A 16,476-nucleotide genomic window follows, 5' to 3' on the forward strand; every position below is an offset into this window, starting at 1 on the left:
ACTGGCCGAGCAGGCGAAGGAAGCGGGCCGGCAGGCCGCCAAGGAGACCGCGGCCGCCAAGACCGAGTCCGCCAAGGCGGTCGAGGCCGCCGGGCCCCCCACTTCTCGTCGCCTACCGCGGGTCCGGGCCCACCGCCACCGGACGGGACGGGTCCGAGGACCACTCCGACCAGGAACCGACGTACAGGGCCGCCGGAATGCCCGCGACCGCGAGCGCCAGCACCTCCTGGGCGGCCGACACGCCCGAGCCGCAGTAGACGCCCACCGGAACGTCCGTGGACACCCCCAGGGCCTTGAAGCGGTCCCGCAGGTCCGTCGCGGACAGGAACCTGCCGTCCGGGCCCACGTTCTCGGTCGTGGGTGCCGACACCGCGCCCGGAATGTGGCCGCCGACCCGGTCGATGGGCTCCACCTCACCGCGGTACCGCTCCCCCGCGCGCGCGTCCAGCAGTACGCCCGAGCCGGCCAGGGCGGCCGCCTGGTCCGCGTCCAGCAGCCCGGCGGGGTCGGGCGCGGGCCGGAAGTCGCCCTCGGCCGGCTCGGGCGTCCCGGTCGACAGCGGGCCCTGCCAGGCCGGCAACCCGCCGTCGAGACACCGCACGTCCGGGTGACCCGTCCAGCGCAGCAGCCACCACGCGCGCGCGGCGGCCCAGCCCACCCCGCCGTCGTACACGACGACCGGCCGGGCGGCCGACACACCCGCGCGGCGCATGGCCGCGCCGAACTCCGCGAGATCGGGCAGTGGATGGCGGCCACCCTCCCCGGGGGCAGAGGCGAGCTCCCGGTCCAGGTCGACGAAGACCGCGCCGGGGATGTGCCCGGCCGCGTACTCGGTCCGGCCGTCGAACTCCGGTTCGCCCGCCGCCTTCGCGAGGCTGAGCTGCCAGCGGACGTCCAGCAGGACGGGCGGGGTCTCCCCCTCGATCTCGTGAGCCAGTTCGGTCGCGCTGATGATGGCTGTCATGGCGTCATCCTTACGTCAGGGGTGGCCCCGGCGTCCAGGTCCGGCTACTCTCCCGCCGGACAGGTCCGATCACCCGGCGTACGGGATCGGGCACAGGCTGTACAACTGTCGGACACTCGCCGGCCATCGTCAGGAAGCGACGGGAGACGGCGGAGCGGACATCCTTCCCCGGTGCCCCGGGCGGTCGGCGCGGCCCGGCGTGCGGCACCCCGGAGGACGCGGGTACCGGCACGGGTGTGCGCGCGTGGGCGGCACACCCCTTCCGGCAAGCGGAAGCGACACGGCCCCCGTGAGGGCCGGGGAGAGAGTGATCGATGACCGAGGCACGGGGGTCGGCCGGCCCGCACGCACGGCGCGCGCCCGGCACACCCTGCTGGGTGAGCCTGATGGTGCACGGGCTGGCCGCGACCGAGAGGTTCTACGGGACGCTGTTCGGCTGGGAGTTCCGGCCGGGCCCGCAGCAGCTCGGCCCGTATGTGCGGGCGCTGCTGGACGGCCACGACGTGGCCGGCATCGGCCACCTGCCCCCGGACCGCCGGCTGCCGGTCGCCTGGACGCCGTACTTCGCCTCGCGGGACGTGGACGCCACGGCCGACCAGGTGCGCCTGTGCGGCGGCACGGTGGCCGTGGGCCCGCTGGACGCGGCCGAGGCCGGGCGGATGGCCATCGCCGCCGACCCCTCCGGGGCGGTGTTCGGCATCTGGCTGGGCGCGGCCCACCTCGGCACGTCGATCAGCGGCGTCCCGGGCACCCCCGCCTGGAACGAGCTGCTCACCTTCGAGACCACCGCCGTGGCCAAGTTCTACGAGACGGTGTTCGGCTACGAGGAGGAGCCGGAGATCTCCGCCGACTCCGACCACGTGACCCTGCGCGCCGGCGGCCGGCCGGTGGCCGGCCTGAGCGGCCTGGGCCATGCCCTGCCCGGCGACCGGGGCGCCCACTGGCTGACGTACTTCCAGGTCGCCGACACCGCGGAAACGCTGCTTCAGGTCACCGAACTGGGCGGCCGGATCCTGGACCCGGCCCACGACAGCCCGCACGGCCGGGTCGCCACGGTGGCGGACCCGGAGGGGGCGGTGTTCTCTGTGGTCGAGGATCCGAGCTGACGCCCTGGCCGCCCGGCGCCCCTACTCGCCGCCCAGGGCCGCCTTCGCCTCGTTTCCGTCCCAGCCTGCCGGCGTCCGCCAGATGACGTCGACACCGAACACGTCCCGGACGGCCTGGGCGGACCAGGCCTCCCCGGGCGGCCCGGACAGCACGAGGTAGCGGCGGTCGCCCTTGGCCGACAGGGCGTACTCGATCTCCAGGAGCCGGGCCGCTCCCGCACGCAGTTCGGCGTGGGACGACTGGCCGGCGCCGAGAACCTCGTAGAGCGAAAGCCCCTGCTCGGTGACGCAGCTGACGTCCACGAGCGCGGAGTTCTCGGGCTGCAGGTCGGCTCGCAGCAGAGCCGCCATCAGTTCGAGACGCACCGCTTCGTGGGTCTTGCACCTCCGGTCGGCGGTGACAGCCTCTTCCAGGTGGTGGAGCAGGTCCCCGGCCTGCTGGGGACTCTGGGCGACGGTGGCCATGGAACCGGGCTCCTTCTCTTCGGACTCTGCGGTCTGCGTGATGTCGGTCTGAGTGATGCCGATCTGAGGTTCGACCTCGGTGACTTCCGGCAGAGCCACTTGGCCTTCCACGACGGCCACGCGTTCCTCCAAAACCTTCCGCGCGGTCGTCAGGGCGTCGGCCCATCCGCTGCTCGCCAGCTCGGCCCGGAACAGGTCCGGGTCGAACGTCCCCGCCTTCAAAGCGTGGTTGGTGCTCACGGCGAGGTTCTGCAGGCGGCCGAGACTCGCCTTGTCGGGGGAGCCGAGAACGCGCCACACGTCCAGCCAGTCGCGCTGGTCGAGTTTCATGCAGCGGGTCGCCATGCCCTTGAGCTCCGAGACCCTGGCGCGGGCGTCGTCCGGGGCCGCGGCGCGGGTCAGTTCGTCCACGACACCGACAGCGTCCAGATAGCGCCTCAGCATGGTCGGGGAGATGGGCTGGCGGCCGGAGTCATCGGGTGTGACGAAGGTGGCGTTCGCCGTCCGGCGCATCACCCACACGTCCAGTTCGGTTCCGATGGCCGGCGCCACGGCGTCCTTGCGCACGGCCACGTACAACGGGAGCGCGTGGGCACCCTGAACGGCCTCGGCCTTGTACCGGCCTCCGCTGATCGAGACCACCCGCACCCGGAGCTCTGCGCCGATCTCGAGGGTGCCGGCCGCTTCCGCGCCCTCCGAGGGCGGGGTCGGGAACGGCTCGGGGCGGTCGTCGGCGCCGGTCAGCACCGCTGGAAGAGGAGATGAATGCATGATCGTGAGGCTCTGGGTGCTTCGGGTCAGGGAGATGTAGAGCAGGCGCAGGCCGGCTGGTTCGTGGCCCGCGATGGCCGACGGTTCGACGACGAGGACGTGGTCGAACTCCAGGCCCTTGGCCTGCGAGGCCGGAAGCACGGTGATGGCCTGGCGCTCCTCGGCCGTGATGCCGTCGGCTTCGTCCAGTCCGCGGTCGATCTCACCGGTGGCCTCGTAATCGTCGGGGACGATGACAGCCACGGAACGCACGAGGTTCTGGACGTCGGTGGTGCCGGTCAGGTGGCCGATATGGGCGATCGTCTCGGCGACGAGCGAGCCCGGTTCGGTCTCGACCAGTCGCACGGCGTCGTCCCCGGCCGCACGAACCGCCTCCGGGTACGGCAGCGTGGGTGCGACGGCGCGGGCCAGTGGCGCGGCAAAGCGCATGATCTCGGCGGGAACGCGGTAGCTCGTGTTCAGTTCGGCAAGCCTGCAGTCTCCGTGGTCGGAGAGAAGCGTGCCGAGGCGGTCCCAGTCGGTGTAGGCGTGAGGGCCGGTGGCCTGTGCGAGGTCGCCGAGCACCGTCATGGAACCGCCGGCCGCGAGACGGCGCCGCAGGGAACGGGCCTGCATGGGCGTCAGGTCCTGGGCCTCGTCGATGATGACGTGTCCGTAATGGCGCGGAGTCTCGCCCGCGATGAGGTACCGGAGTTCTTCGAGGCAGACGCGGTCGTCGAGCGTCCACGGCTCCTCGTCCGCCTTGGCCGCGCGGGGGCGCTGCAGGGCATCCTGCTCGACGTCCTCCAGGATGCCCTCGGCGCAGGCCCGCAGCAGCTGCGGGGAGTCGTAGAGGGTGCGCAGGGCCTCCGCCGGGCCGGGCGACGGCCAGACGCGTTCGATGAGGCGCTCCACCCGCCGGTTGCGCTCCAGTTCACGACGGATCGTGTGGTCGCGACTACGGCGTGGTGCGACGGCGACGAGCTCGCGCAGGAGCAGGTCGACGACGAGTCCGCGGAAACGGTCGCGCCGTTCGCGATAGGACCCTCCGCCCTGCCGGACCTCCTCGAGGGCGGTGAGGATCTCCGAGCGCACCACACGCAGGGTCGTGCCGGCAGCGGTGACGACGAACGCGGGCTCGTCCCCCTCGAAGGAGGGTGGCGTGGTGAGGTCGTCGAGAGCCCCCGGGCGGTACTCGTTCTCGACACGTCGCCGCAGCACGGCGGCCATGCGCTCGTCGGACTTCACCAGCCGCGTACGCGCACTGTCCGTGCCCCGGATGTCACCGTCCCACAGGCGTGACAGCTGCACGGCGTTGACGTCCCGGGTGCCCAGGGTGGGCAGGACCTGGCCGACGTACTCGAGGAATCGCTGGTGCGGGCCGATGACCAGGATGTCCCGCGCCTTGAAGTGGTCGTTGTTCACCAGCCACGTCACGCGGTGCAGACCGACCGCGGACTTACCCGTTCCCGGGCCGCCCTGCACGACCAGAATCTCGGAGGGCGCCTCGGTGACGAGTGCCATCTGGTCGCGCCGGATCGTCTCGACGATGTCCCGCATGCGGCCGCTGCGCGAGCGCTGCAGGTCACGCAGCAGGAGGTCGTCCGGCTGCTGGGGCTTGCGCCGCTGGATGCGGGCGATGTCGCCGGGGGTGGGTCCCGGGCGGCCTGCGGTTTCCGGCGCGGCCTTCTCTGCCCCACCGGCCGACCCGCTCCGGACGGCCGGCCGGCGAGCGGCCGCGTCGGTCTTGCCGGGTGCGTCCGCCGCGGTACCCGGTACGGCAACCGAGCTGTCCGGTGTCTGTGTCGCCGGTGCGGGAACCGCTGATGCGATGTCGTCGGTGTAGTCGTCGACGACCCGCTGCGAGCAGATCAGACGGCGCCGCAGCACCACGTCTCCGGGCGACTCCGGCGATGCGTCGAACCACGTCTTGGCGAGCTGGTTGGTCCACTCCACGACGACTCGGTTGCTCTCGTCGTCCGAGACCCCTCGGCGCCCGACGTACCAGGTCTCGACCTCCTGGTGGGGAGCGCTGACGTCGACGCGGCCGATGACCAGGCTCTCGCCCCCTAGGCCGCCGTAGGCGGCCGCCTGTTCCTCGGCCTTGATCCGGTTGACGACACTGTCCTTTCCGCTGGCCGATGCCTTGGCCACGAAGTCGCCGGTCATCTGCGCCAGCCGGGCCTCATAGCAGTCGTAGGCGAAATCCACCTTCTTCTGCTCCAAGGCGATGATTTCCTTGCGCGCGGGTGCTCCCATGTACTTCCCCTCCCTCACGGCCCTCCGGCCGCACCGGACGCATGGCGTCCGGTCCCCTTCACAGAATTATCACGTCTCGTCAGTTGCCGGAGGCACAGTCCCTGTTCTCGGTGTCACCGCATGGAGGGTGACGTCGGCCTCCGTCGGCGTCTCGTCGCGCGGCGCCTGCCGCACGCCCTTCTGCTGGGGGAAGGCCACGGTGCCCACGGGCGCGGCGAGTTCCATGACGAGTGCTGCGACGGTCGCCTGCCAGGCGCACACCTGGGCGTGACTCGGACGGCTTGCCGCTGATCATGTTGCCGAGGTCGGCGTACGACAGGAACGGACGGTGGGCGCGCATCGTCTGCTCCCAGCCGGACTGCTCCGGCGGTACGACGCCCTGTCCCGGCCGCTTCAGCACGGCCCGTGAGTCGGTGAAGGCGTCACCGGTCCAGGTACGGGCGAGGGTGCTCGGCGACGGGTCGCCCTCTATGGCCAGCTTGGCTTCGACGGCGGTCGTCTCACCGTGGTGCAGGCACCCTCGGAGCCACCGAGCGCCTCGCGGACGAGGGCCTTCGCGGCCACGCTGAGCTTCGTGTCGGCGGCCAACCGGGCCTCGACGAGGTCGGGCAGCGGCAGGACGTGGGTGGGGTCCGGTTCCGTCGCGTCCATGTGGTGTCTCCCGTGGTTTCCGTACTGGTGCGGAAGGGGCGAGCACCGACAGGCCGGGGGCGGTGGGGCCGCCGGTACCTGTCGACGGATGGAACCGTAGGAGCGGGCTGGGCTGCTTAGGTGTGGAGCGGTCGATAACCCGTGTTAGCAGCCTGGTTGACGCTGTGATGCCGCGAACACGTACTCCGCCCAGACGGTCTTGCCCGGACCGTCCGGGCGCGGGTGCCAGTCCCAGCGGGCGGCGAGCTGCGATACGAGAAGCAGCCCCCGGCCGGCCTCTTCCTCGGTGTCGGCTGCGCCCTGCGGAACGGCGGGGCGACGGGGAAGGCGTTCGCCGCGGGTGTCGGTGACCTCGACGCGCAGGACGCGGTCGTGGGGCGGGGCGTGGAGGCGCAGGTGGAAGTCCCGGCCGGGGACGTGTCCGTGCCGCACGGCGTTCGCGGTGAGCTCAGCGACGATCAGTACGACCGCGTCATGCGCGTCGGTGCCATACGGGATCCCCCACCCGTCCAGGCGGACGGCCGCCAGGCGGCGGGCGAGGCGGGCTCCGCGGGGTGTGGAGGTGAAGCGCATCTCGAAGGTGTGCTCCGGGGGCGAGGTGCTGGTGGCGCCGGGGCTTAAGAGGGCGTGCGGGATGGTGGGTTGGGCGATGGCGGTGCGATTGATGGGTTTTGCCGTCATGCCGATCACAGTGCCGTTGGTCGCGTAGCGTAACCAGCGGTGACGCAGCGACAGAGCGCGCCTGTACGCGCGGTGTCGGGGGGCGTAGGCGCTGTGCGCCGTAACGGCGTTCCCTGCGGGGGCGTTGGGTCGAGGAGGCGGTGATGGCGGACATGGCGGAGCGCGAGGACGCGGGGGCGGAGACCGGGCCGGTCGTGAGTCTCGGGGACGGCTGGGACAACGACGACGCGGCCGGGCGGCGCCCGGAGGACGAGGCCGGGCGCGGGGTCGTGGTCGCGTTCGGGCAGACCCTGAAGACGCTACGGCTGCGGGAGGGCCTGGAGCGCGAGGAGTTCGGGAGGCGGCTCGGCTACTCGGCGTCCACGGTCGCGGCGTTCGAGCAGGGGCGGAGGATCCCGTCGCCCCGGACGATCGAGCGCGCGGATGAGGTGCTGGGGGCGGGCGGGTTGCTGTGCCTGTGGAAGGACCAGGTGGAACGGGCTCAGTATCCGGTGTTCTTCCAGGGGATGGCGGTGCTGGAGAAGGAGTGCCTTGAGCTCCTCATGTACGACACCCACGTGGTCAACGGACTACTCCAGACCGAGGAATACATGAGGGCGCTGCTCGCCATGCGGCGCCCGCCGCTGGACCCGGAAACGGTCGAGCAGCGGGTGACCGCTCGGCTGGCTCGGCAGGACATCTTCGATCGGCGGTCCGCTCCTCTGCTGAGCTTCGTGATGGACGAGGCGGTCTTGCGGCATCGCTACGGCGGCGAGGGCGTACTGCGCGGACAACTGGAGCTCATTCTCCTCGTCGGTCAGAAGCAGAACGTCGAGATCCAAGTCATGCCGACCGAATGCGAGGAAAACGCAGGCGTGAACGGACCCTTCACAGTGGTCACCCGCAAGGACGGCAAGAAATTCGTGTACGCCGAGACACATGCGACCAGCGCTCTTGAGACCGACCCGGAACAGACAGCTCTCGCCTCGGCCCGCTATGGGATCATCCGATCACAGGCTCTCAGTCCGCGAGAGTCGAAGAAGTTCATTGAAGGGTTGCTGGGGACGCTATGAACAACGCTGAGTCCGCGACCGCAACATCCGGCCTCGCCTGGTTCAAGAGCAGCTACAGCGGGACCGAGGGCGGTCAGTGTGTGGAGGTCGCGCCGGGTTCCGCAGTCGTGCACGTCCGTGACTCCAAGGTCGTCGCGGGGCCCATCCTCTCGGTCTCGCGTGAGGCATGGGCAGGGTTCGTCGGCCTGGCCTCGTCGGAGCGGGGCGTCTGACGCTCGAACGGCCGGAAGAGCCCTGTCGGTTTCTGTCGAACGGCAGGGCTCTCGCGTAGGCAGATGTCCGCTCAGTCCTCCGGGACCCCGTTCACGGACCACTCGTTGGCGAAGTGTTCCATCTGGCGGAGGAGTCCGTCGCCGCCGACAAGGTAGGCACCGGCTACCTCGCCACCACCGGCGAGACCGGACTGCGCGCCATCGGTGCCGGCATGATTTCCGCGGTCCTCGGCAGGGTCGCCGCCGACGCCCAGCGCGGTATTGCCAGACCCGCTTCCTGTGCGACAAGTACGGGATGCCACTGCCGACCGCACTGGCGACCGACCGGGACGACGACCTCCGGACGGACGCCACGTAGCCGATGGCCGCCGGGTCCGCGACACGGCCTCTGCGGGTCCCCGCCCACGGGCGGGCGCCCGCCCCCGTCAGGTCACTCGCGGAATAGGCCATGCCTCGCCCATGTTGCCGCGAGCATGACGACAAATGCGCCGCGGCCCGAGGTGCTGCGCTACACCGCCTTCTCCAGTGACCCCGCCGGCGGTAACCCGGCCGGCGTCGTGCTGGACGCCACCGGCCTGGACGACGGTGACATGCTGGCCATCGCCGCCGACCTCGGGTACTCGGAGTCCGCGTTCCTGACCGCGCCTCCGGAGGGCCTGGGCGGCCGGGAGGGGCGGGCGTACGGCATCCGTTACTTCAGTCCCAAGGCCGAGGTGCCGTTCTGCGGGCACGCCACTGTCGCGACCGCCGTCGCGCTTGCCGAGCAGATCGGCCCCGGGGAGCTGGTGTTCGCGACGCGCGCCGGAACCGTGCCGGTGGAGGTGACCGAGGAGGGCGGAACGGTCAGGGCCACGCTCACCAGTGTCGAGCCGCACGTCGAGGAGATCGCCGGTGCCGACCTCGCGGAGGCGCTCGCCGCGCTCGGCTGGCCGGCCGCCGACCTCGACCCGGCCTTCCCGACCCGGATCGCGTTCGCCGGTGCCCGCCATCTCGTTCTCGCGGCGGCGACCCGCGCCCGCCTCGCGGACCTCGCGTACGACTTCGCGCGCCTCGAAGCGCTGATGCACCGCCTGGACCTGACCACGGTGCAGTTGGTGTGGCGGGAGTCGGCCGCCGTCTTCCACGTCCGTGACCCGTTCCCCGTCGGCGGCGTCGTCGAGGACCCCGCGACCGGCGCGGCGGCCGCCGCGTTCGGTGCGTACGCCCGTGAGCTGGGCCTGGTTCCCGAGGACGCCGTCCTCACCCTGCACCAGGGGGAGGACCTGGGCCGCTCCGGCGAGCTCACGGTGACGCTGCGCGCGGGCGACCCGCGCGTCCGGGTCGGCGGCGCCGGGGCTCGCATCGGCTGACGCGCCGGCGGGGAGGCGCTTCGCCTCCCGGTCGGGGTCAGTCCGCCGTGACCGGCAGGACGTCCGGGGACAGGGCCGCCGCGCGGGACGTCGCGGCGGTCATGCGGCGGCGGTGGTGGCGGCGGCACAGCACTTCGTAGCCGATCTCGCCCGCCGCGTGGTTGACGTCGCCGACGACCACCTGGGCGCCCTCCACGACCATCTCGCCACCCACCGTGCGGGCGTTGTGTGTGGCGCGGGCGCCGCACCAGCACAGGGCCTCGACCTGCAGCACCTCTATGCGGTCGGCCAGTTCCACCAGGCGCTGGGAGCCGGGGAAGAGCTTGGAGCGGAAGTCGGTGGTGATGCCGAAGGCGTAGACGTCCAGGCCCAGGTCGTCCACCACGCGCGCGAGCTGGTCGATCTGCTCCGGCGCGAGGAACTGGGCCTCGTCCGCGATCACGTAGTCCGCGCGGCCGCCCTGGGAGAGGTGGTCGACGAGGTAGGCGTACAGATCCTGGCCGTCCTCGACCTCCACCGCGTCGGTGACCAGGCCGAGCCGCGAGGACAGCTTGCCCTCGCCCGCGCGGTCGTCCCGGGTGAAGATCACGCCGACGAGGCCGCGCGTGGAGCGGTTGTGCTCGATCTGCAGAGCCAGCGTCGACTTCCCGCAGTCCATGGTTCCGGAGAAGAACACCAGCTCGGGCATGAGGGGATGAGCACCTTTCGGCGGGGACGGGCAGGGGGATTCAGGAACGTACTTCGAGCAGCGGGACGAGCTGCTCGGCGGGGGTCATCGAGCCGTGGTTGCCGACCAGCGCCGACTCCTTGGGCTCCCGCTCGGAGGCGATGATCAGGACGTCGTCGTGCGCGGCCGCGATCACGTCCCCGAGCCGCGCGTACACGCGCTCGTCGACGCGCGGCCCGAACCAGCCGGCCTCGATCGCCTCGTCCCGCGAGGCCACCCAGAACTGCTCACCGAGAACCTCGCGCCAGACGGTCAGCACGTCGGTCTCGGCGCCCGGCACCGCGTACACGTGCCGCGCCCGGCCCTCGCCGCCGAGCAGGGCGACGCCGGCGCCCAGCTCCCAGTCCTCGTCGAAGTCGATCCGGTGCTCCTCGTCGAACGGCACGTCGACCATCCCGTGGTCGGCGGTGACGTACAGCGCGCTGCGCGGCGGAAGCTGCTCGGCGAGGCGCTGGGCGAGCCGGTCGACGTTCATGAGCTGGCCGCGCCAGGTGTCGGAGGCGACGCCGTAGCGGTGCCCGGCGCCGTCCAGCTCGGCGTAGTAGGTGTACACCAGCGAGCGGTCGCCGGCGGCCAGTTGTTCGGCGGCGAGGTCCATGCGGTCCTCGCCGGTGAGCCTGCCGTGGAAGGTGCCGCCGCTCAGCGCGACCTTGGTCAGCGGGGTGCTCGCGAAGGCCGGCGAGGACACCTGGGCGGCGTGCACTCCGGCGTCGTGGGCCAGTTGAAAGACCGTCGGATACGGCTGCCAGGGGCGCGGCGGGGCCCACGGCTGCCAGCGGAGCTGGTTCATCAGCTCGCCGGTGGCGGGGTTGCGCACGGTGTAACCGGGCAGGCCGTGCGCGCCGGGCGGCAGGCCTGTGCCGACGGAGGCCAGGGAGGTCGCGGTGGTGGCCGGGTAGCCGGCCGTGAGCGGGCGGCCGGTGCCGCCGCGCGAGCTGCCGAGCAGCGAGTTCAGGAAGGGGGCCTCGTCGGGGTGCGCCCTGAGCTGCTCCCAGCCGAGCCCGTCGACCAGGAAGACGCAGACCCGGTCGGCCGGGGTCAGTTCCCCGATCGTGGCGGTCATGCCGGGGACGCCGAGGCCCGCGGCCAGGGTGGGCAGCAGGTCGGCGAGCGAGCCGCTGCCGTACTGGGGCAGCGGCGCGGTGTCCAGGGCGAGTGGCTCCGGGTGGTCCCAGGCGGAGATCTGCGCCATCAGCGCGTGGGGTCCGCGGTCGCCTCGGAGATGGCCTGTGCGAAGGCGAGCGCCTGGCGCACCGTCTCGGGGCCGTCGCCCGCCTCGCTCACCCGCAGGCTGAGGTCGTCCGCCGTGGAGCTGCCCGTGTAGCCGTGGTCGGCCTCGCAGTTGGGGTCGCCGCAGGCGGCGGGCTCCAGGTCGATGCGGCTGACCGCGCCCCAGCCGATGGTCAGCACGATCTCGCGGGGCAGGGTGCCCGGCTTGTACTGCTCCGGGTTGGCGACCACCCGGCTGACCACGACGGACGAGATCCGGCCGAGCTTCACGGACTCCGTGGAGGTGGTGGCGTACGGCGTCGGGGAGGTGCTGTCGGCGGCCTGCTCGTCGGTGTGGCTGACGATGAAGCGGTTGCCGGTGAGGACCAGCACGGTCACGTGCCGGCGCACCTCGTTCTGGTCGAACGTCGTCTCCTGGTGGACCAGGTACGACCGGATGGGCTCGCCGCCCACGGCGGCCTCCACCGCCTCGGCCACGAGGGCCGGGTAGTAGCCGCTGCGCTCGATCGCCGCGCGCAGCCCCTGGGTCGTCGTACTGGTCTTGGCCATGGCGTCCATCCTAATCCGTGGGCAAGGGCGGTCCGGGCCAGTCGCCGACGGCCGCGGTGGCCCGCCTCCCCGCGCGCGAGAGGGCACCACGAAGGGCGCCGGCGGGCGGCCCGGCCGCTCCCCCGCTCAGTACGCGGGCATGGTGCGCGGGCCGAGGTCGTCGCGGGCGGGCGGCGGCGCGAGGCGCACGGTGGCGCCGAGGACGCTCACGCCCCGCTGGGCGACGACGACCGGCTCGAGGGTGACGGCCACCACTTCGGGATGGTCGTCCACCAGCCGGGACACGCGCAGCAGCAGCCGCTCCAGCGCGGGGGTGTCCGCGGGCGTGGAGCCGCGCCAGCCGAACAGCAGCGGTGCCGTGCGGATGGAGCGCACCAGCGAGGTCGCGTCCCGGTCGGTGACCGGGACCAGCCGGTGCGCCATGTCCCCGAGCAGTTGCGAGGGGGCCCCGGCGATCCCGAAGGACAGCACGGCGCCGGCCGCCGGGTCGATCACCGCGCGTACGACCGTGTCGACGCCCCTCGGCGCCATGCCCTGCACCACCGGCCGCAGCTCGTCGGGCTTCCCGAACAGCTCGGTCAACTCGGCGTAGGAACGACGAAGTTGTTCCTCGTTCGCGAGGTCGAGGCGTACGCCGCCGAGGTCGGCGCGGTGCCGCAGGTGCGGGGCGGTGGCCTTGAGGGCCACCGGGTAGCCGAGGGTGCGGGCGGCCTCGGCGGCGGCGTCGGGGGTGGGCGCGGGCAGCGCGCGGCGGACCGGGATGCCGTACTTGCCGAGCAGTTCGCAGGTCTCCGCCTCCCCGAGGGTGAGCCCCTGCCCGCGTTCGAGCAGGACGCCGATCAGTTCGGCGGCGCCCTTCTCGTCGATGTCCTCGTACTCCGGGACCTTGCCGGGATCGGTGGCCTCGCGCCGCCACTGCCCGTACTTCACGGCCTCGGCGAGGGCGCGGACGGCACGTTCGGCGGCGGGGTAGGCGGGGATGAGGCGGGTCCCGTCCTCCCGGGGAGCACCGGGCGCGTCGGGCGCCGCGGCCGGCGGTCGCCGCGCGGGGTGGACCGGACCGGTGCCGTCCGGGGTGCCGGGTGCCCGCGCGGGCCGGGGCGCTGCGTTCGCGGCACCGGGGAAGCGCGGGGCGGCCTGGGATGCGGTGCCCGTCGCGGCCGAACCCTGCGCGGCGGCCTGAGGCGTGGTGGTCGCCGGGTCCGAAGCCTGCGCGGCGGCCTGCGGTGCCGTGCTGGCCGCGGCGGACAACGCCTCCGCGAGCCCGCCGAGTTCCACGTGCACCACGAGCACCGGCTTGCCGGACACCCCGGAAGCCGCCGACCGCAGCGCCTCCGCCAGTTCGGCGTCGCCCGGCGAGCCCTCCCCGATCGCGGGGATCGCCGTGACCACGACCGCGTCGCACGTGTCGTCCGCCAGTGCCCTCGACAGCGCGCGGTGGAAGTCCTCCGCCGTGGCGCCGGTGGTCAGGTCGAGCGGGGGCGATGGCCGCAGCCCCTCCGCGAGGCAGCGGTCGTAGGTCAGCAGGCCCAGCGACTCGGAGTTCCCGAGGATCGCCACCCGGGGCCCGGCGGGCAGCGGCTGCCGGGCCAGCAGCAGGCCGGCGTCGACCAGCTCGGTGATCGTGTCGACCCGGATGACGCCGGCCTGCCGGAGCAGCGCCGACACGGTCTCGTGGGGCAGTCGCGTCGCCCGTACGGCGTGTCCCTGCGGCGCGGATCCGGCGCCCTGCACCACGACCAGCGGCTTGGCCGCGGCCGTGCGCCGGGCCAGGCGGTTGAACTTGCGCGGGTTGCCGATGGTCTCCAGGTACATGAGGGCGACGTCGGTCTCGGGGTCGTCGTACCAGTACTGGAGGACGTCGTTGCCGGAGACGTCGGCCCGGTTGCCGGACGACACGAAGGTGGACACGCCCGTGACGCCCGTGACCCCTCCCCCGCGCCGGTGCAGCCGGGACAGCAGGGCGATGCCGATGGCGCCGGACTGGGCGAACAGGCCGATGCGGCCGGGCCGGGGCATCTCCGGGGCCAGTGAGGCGTTCAGCCGGACGCCGGGCGCGGTGTTGATGATCCCGAAGGCGTTGGGGCCGATGATCCGCATGCCGTACGCGCGCGCCTGCCGCACCAGCGCCCGCTGCCGCTCGCGCCCCTCGGGCCCGCTCTCGGCGTATCCGGCGGACAGCACCACCAGCCCCTGCACCCCGTGCTCGCCGCACTCGGCGACGACGGCGGGCACGTGCTCGGCCGGGACGGCGACGACGGCGAGGTCCACGGGCCCTTCGATGTCCCGCACCGAGCGGTGCGCGGGCACCCCGTCGACCTCCTCGAGGTCCTCGGTGAAGGCGCTGTTCACGGCGTGCAGCCGACCCTGGTAGCCGGCCTCCCGGATGTTGCCGAGGACGCCGCGGCCGACGCCGCCCGGCGTGCGGCCGACGCCGACGACGGCGACGGAGCCGGGCGCCAGCAGCCGGCGGACCGAGCGTGCCTCGGCGCGCTGCTCCCGCGCGCGCTGGACGGCGACCGAGCGGTCGGTGGGCTCGAGGTCGAACTCCAGGCGTACGACGCCGTCCTCGAAGCTGCGCTTCTGGGTGTACCCGGCGTCCGTGAACACCTTGATCATCTTGGTGTTGGCGGGCAGCACCTCGGCGGCGAAGCGCCGGATGCCCCGCTCGCGCGCGACGGCCGCGACGTGCTCCAGCAGCGCGGACGCGACGCCGCGGCCCTGGTGGGCGTCCTGGACCAGGAAGGCGACCTCGGCCTCGTCCGCGGGCACGGACGCGGGCATGCCGTCGGTGCCGATGCGGTCGTAGCGTACGGTGGCGATGAACTCGCCGCCGATCGTGGCCGCGAGTCCCACCCGGTCCACGAAGTCGTGGTGAGTGAAGCGGTGGACGTCCTTGGCGGACAGGCGTGGGTACGGCGCGAAGAAGCGGTAGTACTTCGACTCGTCCGAGACCTGCTCGTAGAAACTGACCAGGCGGTCGGCGTCATCAACCGTGATGGGCCTGATGCGCGCGGTGCCCCCGTCGCGCAGCACCACGTCCGCCTCCCAGTGAGCGGGGTACTCGTGCCGGTCCTGCCGGTCCGCCGGGCTCTGCATGGGCCCCAGGGTACGGCTCGCGTACGGCGACGTCGCGAGGCAGTCTGTGGAGGACGACAAGCCGGATCGAGGCCGCGGTCCGGCGACAGCACCGCGGCGGGACGCAGGACCGCCCGGGGCACGCTTCACCGTATGGGAAACTGGTCTAGACAACCCTGAACACCGAAGGGCAGCAACACATGGCTGAGCGCCGCGTCAACATCGGCTGGGCCGAGGGCCTCCACGCCCGCCCCGCCTCCATCTTCGTCCGAGCCGCCACGGCCACAGGCGTCCCGGTGACGATCGCCAAGGCCGGGGGCAACCCCGTCAACGCGGCCTCCATGCTGGCCGTCCTGGGTCTGGGCGCCCAGGGCGGCGAGGAGATCGTCCTCGCCTCCGACGCCGAGGGCGCGGACATCGCCCTGGACCGTCTGGCCAAGCTGGTCGCCGAGGGGCTCGAGGAACTGCCCGAGACGGTCTGAGCGCCGGCTCAGGAGAAACATCGGAGCCGTGCCACCCTTTTCGGGCGGCACGGCTCCGGTGTTTCACCGGCAATTCTGATGCGCGGGAAATCCGGGCAGCGAAAATACCCCGCCCCGAAATTCCCTCTTCTTTGTATACGGTGCCCGTGTTAATTACGCGGGCCCGACATGTTTACAACGTGTTGCGAAGTCCTCACACGGTCCGGGCGGCCCTCGCCGCCGGAAAAGCGCAACCGGTGCGCGGCCGTCGCGCGCTCGGTGTGCAGCGCCGTGACGGCACGCGCGCGTTCGCCGTCGCCACGCGCCACCGCGTCCACGATCGCGCCGTGCTCGGCCCAGGAGTCCACCGGGCTCGGCGGGGCCACCACCGCGTACATCCAGGCGATCTTGTGCCGGAGCTGGGTCAGCATCGACGTCAGCGAGGGGCTGCCGGACGCCTGGGAGAGCGTCTCGTGGAACCAGCCCCCCAGCGCGCGCAGATCCTCGCTGTTGCCCCTCCTGGCCCGCTCCTGCCCCAGCCTGACCAGGCCGCGCAGCACCTTCAGATGGGCCTCGGTACGCCGCTGCGCGGCCCGGGCAGCGCCGAGCGGCTCCAGGAGCATGCGCATCTCCAGCAGGTCGGCGGCCTCCTGCTCGGTCGGCTCGGCCACGCACGCGCCGGCGTGCCGCCGGGTCACCACGAAGCCCTCCGCCTCCAGGGTGCGCAGCGCCTCACGGACGGGGACGCGCGAGACGCCGTAGCGGCGGGCCAGGACTTCCTCGGTGAGCCGGCCGCCTCGCTCATGGACACCCGCGACGATGTCGTCCCGGATCGCCGTGCACACCGAGTGCGCCGGAATACGCATGACCGACCTCCGCCTTGATCCCCATGAAACGCCGACGATGGACGTGTTGATCCGTGACTCTATTCCAAGGGAGGGG

At 72.5% G+C, this 16,476-nt stretch carries 14 protein-coding genes; 5 read left to right on the forward strand and 9 right to left on the reverse strand.

Annotated features, from left to right (window positions below):
• Positions 1-112 precede the first annotated feature (112 nt).
• Entirely contained in the window at positions 113-964 is an 852-nt protein-coding gene (locus AB0924_RS33855; RefSeq protein WP_358936614.1) for a sulfurtransferase, read from the reverse strand.
• Positions 965-1,278: 314 nt separating this feature from the next.
• Here AB0924_RS33855 and AB0924_RS33860 point away from each other — a divergent pair, with 314 nt between their 5' ends.
• The gene (locus AB0924_RS33860) at positions 1,279-2,070 is read left to right on the forward strand and encodes a VOC family protein (protein ID WP_366913513.1); all 792 of its coding nucleotides are present in this window, start codon (positions 1,279-1,281) and stop codon (positions 2,068-2,070) included.
• 21 nt (positions 2,071-2,091) lie between these two features.
• Here the strand turns inward: AB0924_RS33860 and AB0924_RS33865 are convergent, their stop codons facing one another.
• The 3 genes from AB0924_RS33865 to AB0924_RS33875 all read right to left on the reverse strand — a co-directional run bounded on the left by AB0924_RS33865 (position 2,092) and on the right by AB0924_RS33875 (position 6,876).
• Positions 2,092-5,544: an AAA family ATPase gene (locus tag AB0924_RS33865; protein ID WP_366913514.1), complete on the reverse strand. Its 3,453-nt coding sequence runs from the start codon at positions 5,542-5,544 to the stop codon at positions 2,092-2,094.
• Between the two features lie 468 nt (positions 5,545-6,012).
• Positions 6,013-6,195, reverse strand: coding sequence for a hypothetical protein (locus AB0924_RS33870; RefSeq protein WP_358936620.1), 183 nt, complete (start codon positions 6,193-6,195; stop codon positions 6,013-6,015).
• A gap of 144 nt (positions 6,196-6,339) precedes the next feature.
• Complete coding sequence (locus AB0924_RS33875; protein ID WP_358936622.1) at positions 6,340-6,876, reverse strand: ATP-binding protein; 537 nt, start codon at positions 6,874-6,876, stop codon at positions 6,340-6,342.
• A gap of 152 nt (positions 6,877-7,028) precedes the next feature.
• Between AB0924_RS33875 and AB0924_RS33880 the strand changes: the two genes are divergently transcribed.
• The 3 genes from AB0924_RS33880 (at position 7,029) to AB0924_RS33890 (ending at position 9,489) form a co-directional block, all read left to right on the forward strand.
• Positions 7,029-7,928, forward strand: coding sequence for a helix-turn-helix transcriptional regulator (locus tag AB0924_RS33880; protein ID WP_358936743.1), 900 nt, complete (start codon positions 7,029-7,031; stop codon positions 7,926-7,928).
• Positions 7,925-8,140 (forward strand): DUF397 domain-containing protein, encoded by a 216-nt coding sequence (locus AB0924_RS33885; RefSeq protein WP_358936624.1) that lies wholly within the window; start codon positions 7,925-7,927, stop codon positions 8,138-8,140. The genes AB0924_RS33880 and AB0924_RS33885 overlap by 4 nt, the downstream gene beginning before the upstream one ends.
• Before the next feature lie 473 nt (positions 8,141-8,613).
• Entirely contained in the window at positions 8,614-9,489 is an 876-nt protein-coding gene (locus AB0924_RS33890; protein ID WP_366913515.1) for a PhzF family phenazine biosynthesis isomerase, read from the forward strand.
• Positions 9,490-9,526: 37 nt separating this feature from the next.
• Here AB0924_RS33890 and AB0924_RS33895 read toward each other — a convergent pair whose 3' ends face one another.
• From AB0924_RS33895 to AB0924_RS33910, 4 genes are all read right to left on the reverse strand, one after another.
• Positions 9,527-10,177 (reverse strand): thymidine kinase, encoded by a 651-nt coding sequence (locus AB0924_RS33895; protein ID WP_358936626.1) that lies wholly within the window; start codon positions 10,175-10,177, stop codon positions 9,527-9,529.
• Between the two features lie 40 nt (positions 10,178-10,217).
• Positions 10,218-11,408 carry a nucleotide pyrophosphatase/phosphodiesterase family protein gene (locus AB0924_RS33900; protein WP_358936628.1) on the reverse strand — a complete coding sequence of 397 codons (1,191 nt, stop codon included), beginning with the start codon at positions 11,406-11,408 and terminating at the stop codon, positions 10,218-10,220.
• On the reverse strand, positions 11,408-12,004 hold the full coding sequence (locus AB0924_RS33905; protein ID WP_199212309.1) for a DUF5998 family protein: 597 nt from the start codon (positions 12,002-12,004) through the stop codon (positions 11,408-11,410). The genes AB0924_RS33900 and AB0924_RS33905 overlap by 1 nt, the downstream gene beginning before the upstream one ends.
• Positions 12,005-12,121: 117 nt before the next feature.
• Positions 12,122-15,094, reverse strand: coding sequence for a GNAT family N-acetyltransferase (locus AB0924_RS33910; RefSeq protein WP_358936630.1), 2,973 nt, complete (start codon positions 15,092-15,094; stop codon positions 12,122-12,124).
• A gap of 179 nt (positions 15,095-15,273) precedes the next feature.
• On the opposite strand from AB0924_RS33910, the gene AB0924_RS33915 reads away from it, so the two are divergent.
• On the forward strand, positions 15,274-15,555 hold the full coding sequence (locus tag AB0924_RS33915) for an HPr family phosphocarrier protein (RefSeq protein ID WP_358936632.1): 282 nt from the start codon (positions 15,274-15,276) through the stop codon (positions 15,553-15,555).
• A 149-nt stretch (positions 15,556-15,704) separates the two neighbouring features.
• Here the strand turns inward: AB0924_RS33915 and AB0924_RS33920 are convergent, their stop codons facing one another.
• Positions 15,705-16,400 (reverse strand): GntR family transcriptional regulator, encoded by a 696-nt coding sequence (locus AB0924_RS33920; RefSeq protein WP_358936634.1) that lies wholly within the window; start codon positions 16,398-16,400, stop codon positions 15,705-15,707.
• Positions 16,401-16,476 lie beyond the last annotated feature (76 nt).

The organism is Streptomyces sp. NPDC047869, assembly GCF_040704065.1.
Taxonomy (GTDB): domain Bacteria; phylum Actinomycetota; class Actinomycetes; order Streptomycetales; family Streptomycetaceae; genus Streptomyces.

What these genes read in the sequence shown, in the direction of transcription:
- AB0924_RS33860 (WP_366913513.1), top strand. Translation starts at nt 1,279, where the DNA reads ATGACCGAGGCACGGGGGTCGGCCGGCCCGCACGCACGGCGCGCGCCC.
- AB0924_RS33895 (WP_358936626.1), bottom strand. Translation starts at nt 10,177, where the DNA reads ATGCCCGAGCTGGTGTTCTTCTCCGGAACCATGGACTGCGGGAAGTCG.
- AB0924_RS33910 (WP_358936630.1), bottom strand. Translation starts at nt 15,094, where the DNA reads ATGCAGAGCCCGGCGGACCGGCAGGACCGGCACGAGTACCCCGCTCAC.
- AB0924_RS33880 (WP_358936743.1), top strand. Translation starts at nt 7,029, where the DNA reads ATGGCGGAGCGCGAGGACGCGGGGGCGGAGACCGGGCCGGTCGTGAGT.
- AB0924_RS33900 (WP_358936628.1), bottom strand. Translation starts at nt 11,408, where the DNA reads ATGGCGCAGATCTCCGCCTGGGACCACCCGGAGCCACTCGCCCTGGAC.
- AB0924_RS33875 (WP_358936622.1), bottom strand. Translation starts at nt 6,876, where the DNA reads ATGACGGCAAAACCCATCAATCGCACCGCCATCGCCCAACCCACCATC.
- AB0924_RS33865 (WP_366913514.1), bottom strand. Translation starts at nt 5,544, where the DNA reads ATGGGAGCACCCGCGCGCAAGGAAATCATCGCCTTGGAGCAGAAGAAG.
- AB0924_RS33920 (WP_358936634.1), bottom strand. Translation starts at nt 16,400, where the DNA reads ATGCGTATTCCGGCGCACTCGGTGTGCACGGCGATCCGGGACGACATC.
- AB0924_RS33890 (WP_366913515.1), top strand. Translation starts at nt 8,614, where the DNA reads ATGACGACAAATGCGCCGCGGCCCGAGGTGCTGCGCTACACCGCCTTC.
- AB0924_RS33885 (WP_358936624.1), top strand. Translation starts at nt 7,925, where the DNA reads ATGAACAACGCTGAGTCCGCGACCGCAACATCCGGCCTCGCCTGGTTC.
- AB0924_RS33870 (WP_358936620.1), bottom strand. Translation starts at nt 6,195, where the DNA reads ATGGACGCGACGGAACCGGACCCCACCCACGTCCTGCCGCTGCCCGAC.
- AB0924_RS33905 (WP_199212309.1), bottom strand. Translation starts at nt 12,004, where the DNA reads ATGGACGCCATGGCCAAGACCAGTACGACGACCCAGGGGCTGCGCGCG.
- AB0924_RS33855 (WP_358936614.1), bottom strand. Translation starts at nt 964, where the DNA reads ATGACAGCCATCATCAGCGCGACCGAACTGGCTCACGAGATCGAGGGG.
- AB0924_RS33915 (WP_358936632.1), top strand. Translation starts at nt 15,274, where the DNA reads ATGGCTGAGCGCCGCGTCAACATCGGCTGGGCCGAGGGCCTCCACGCC.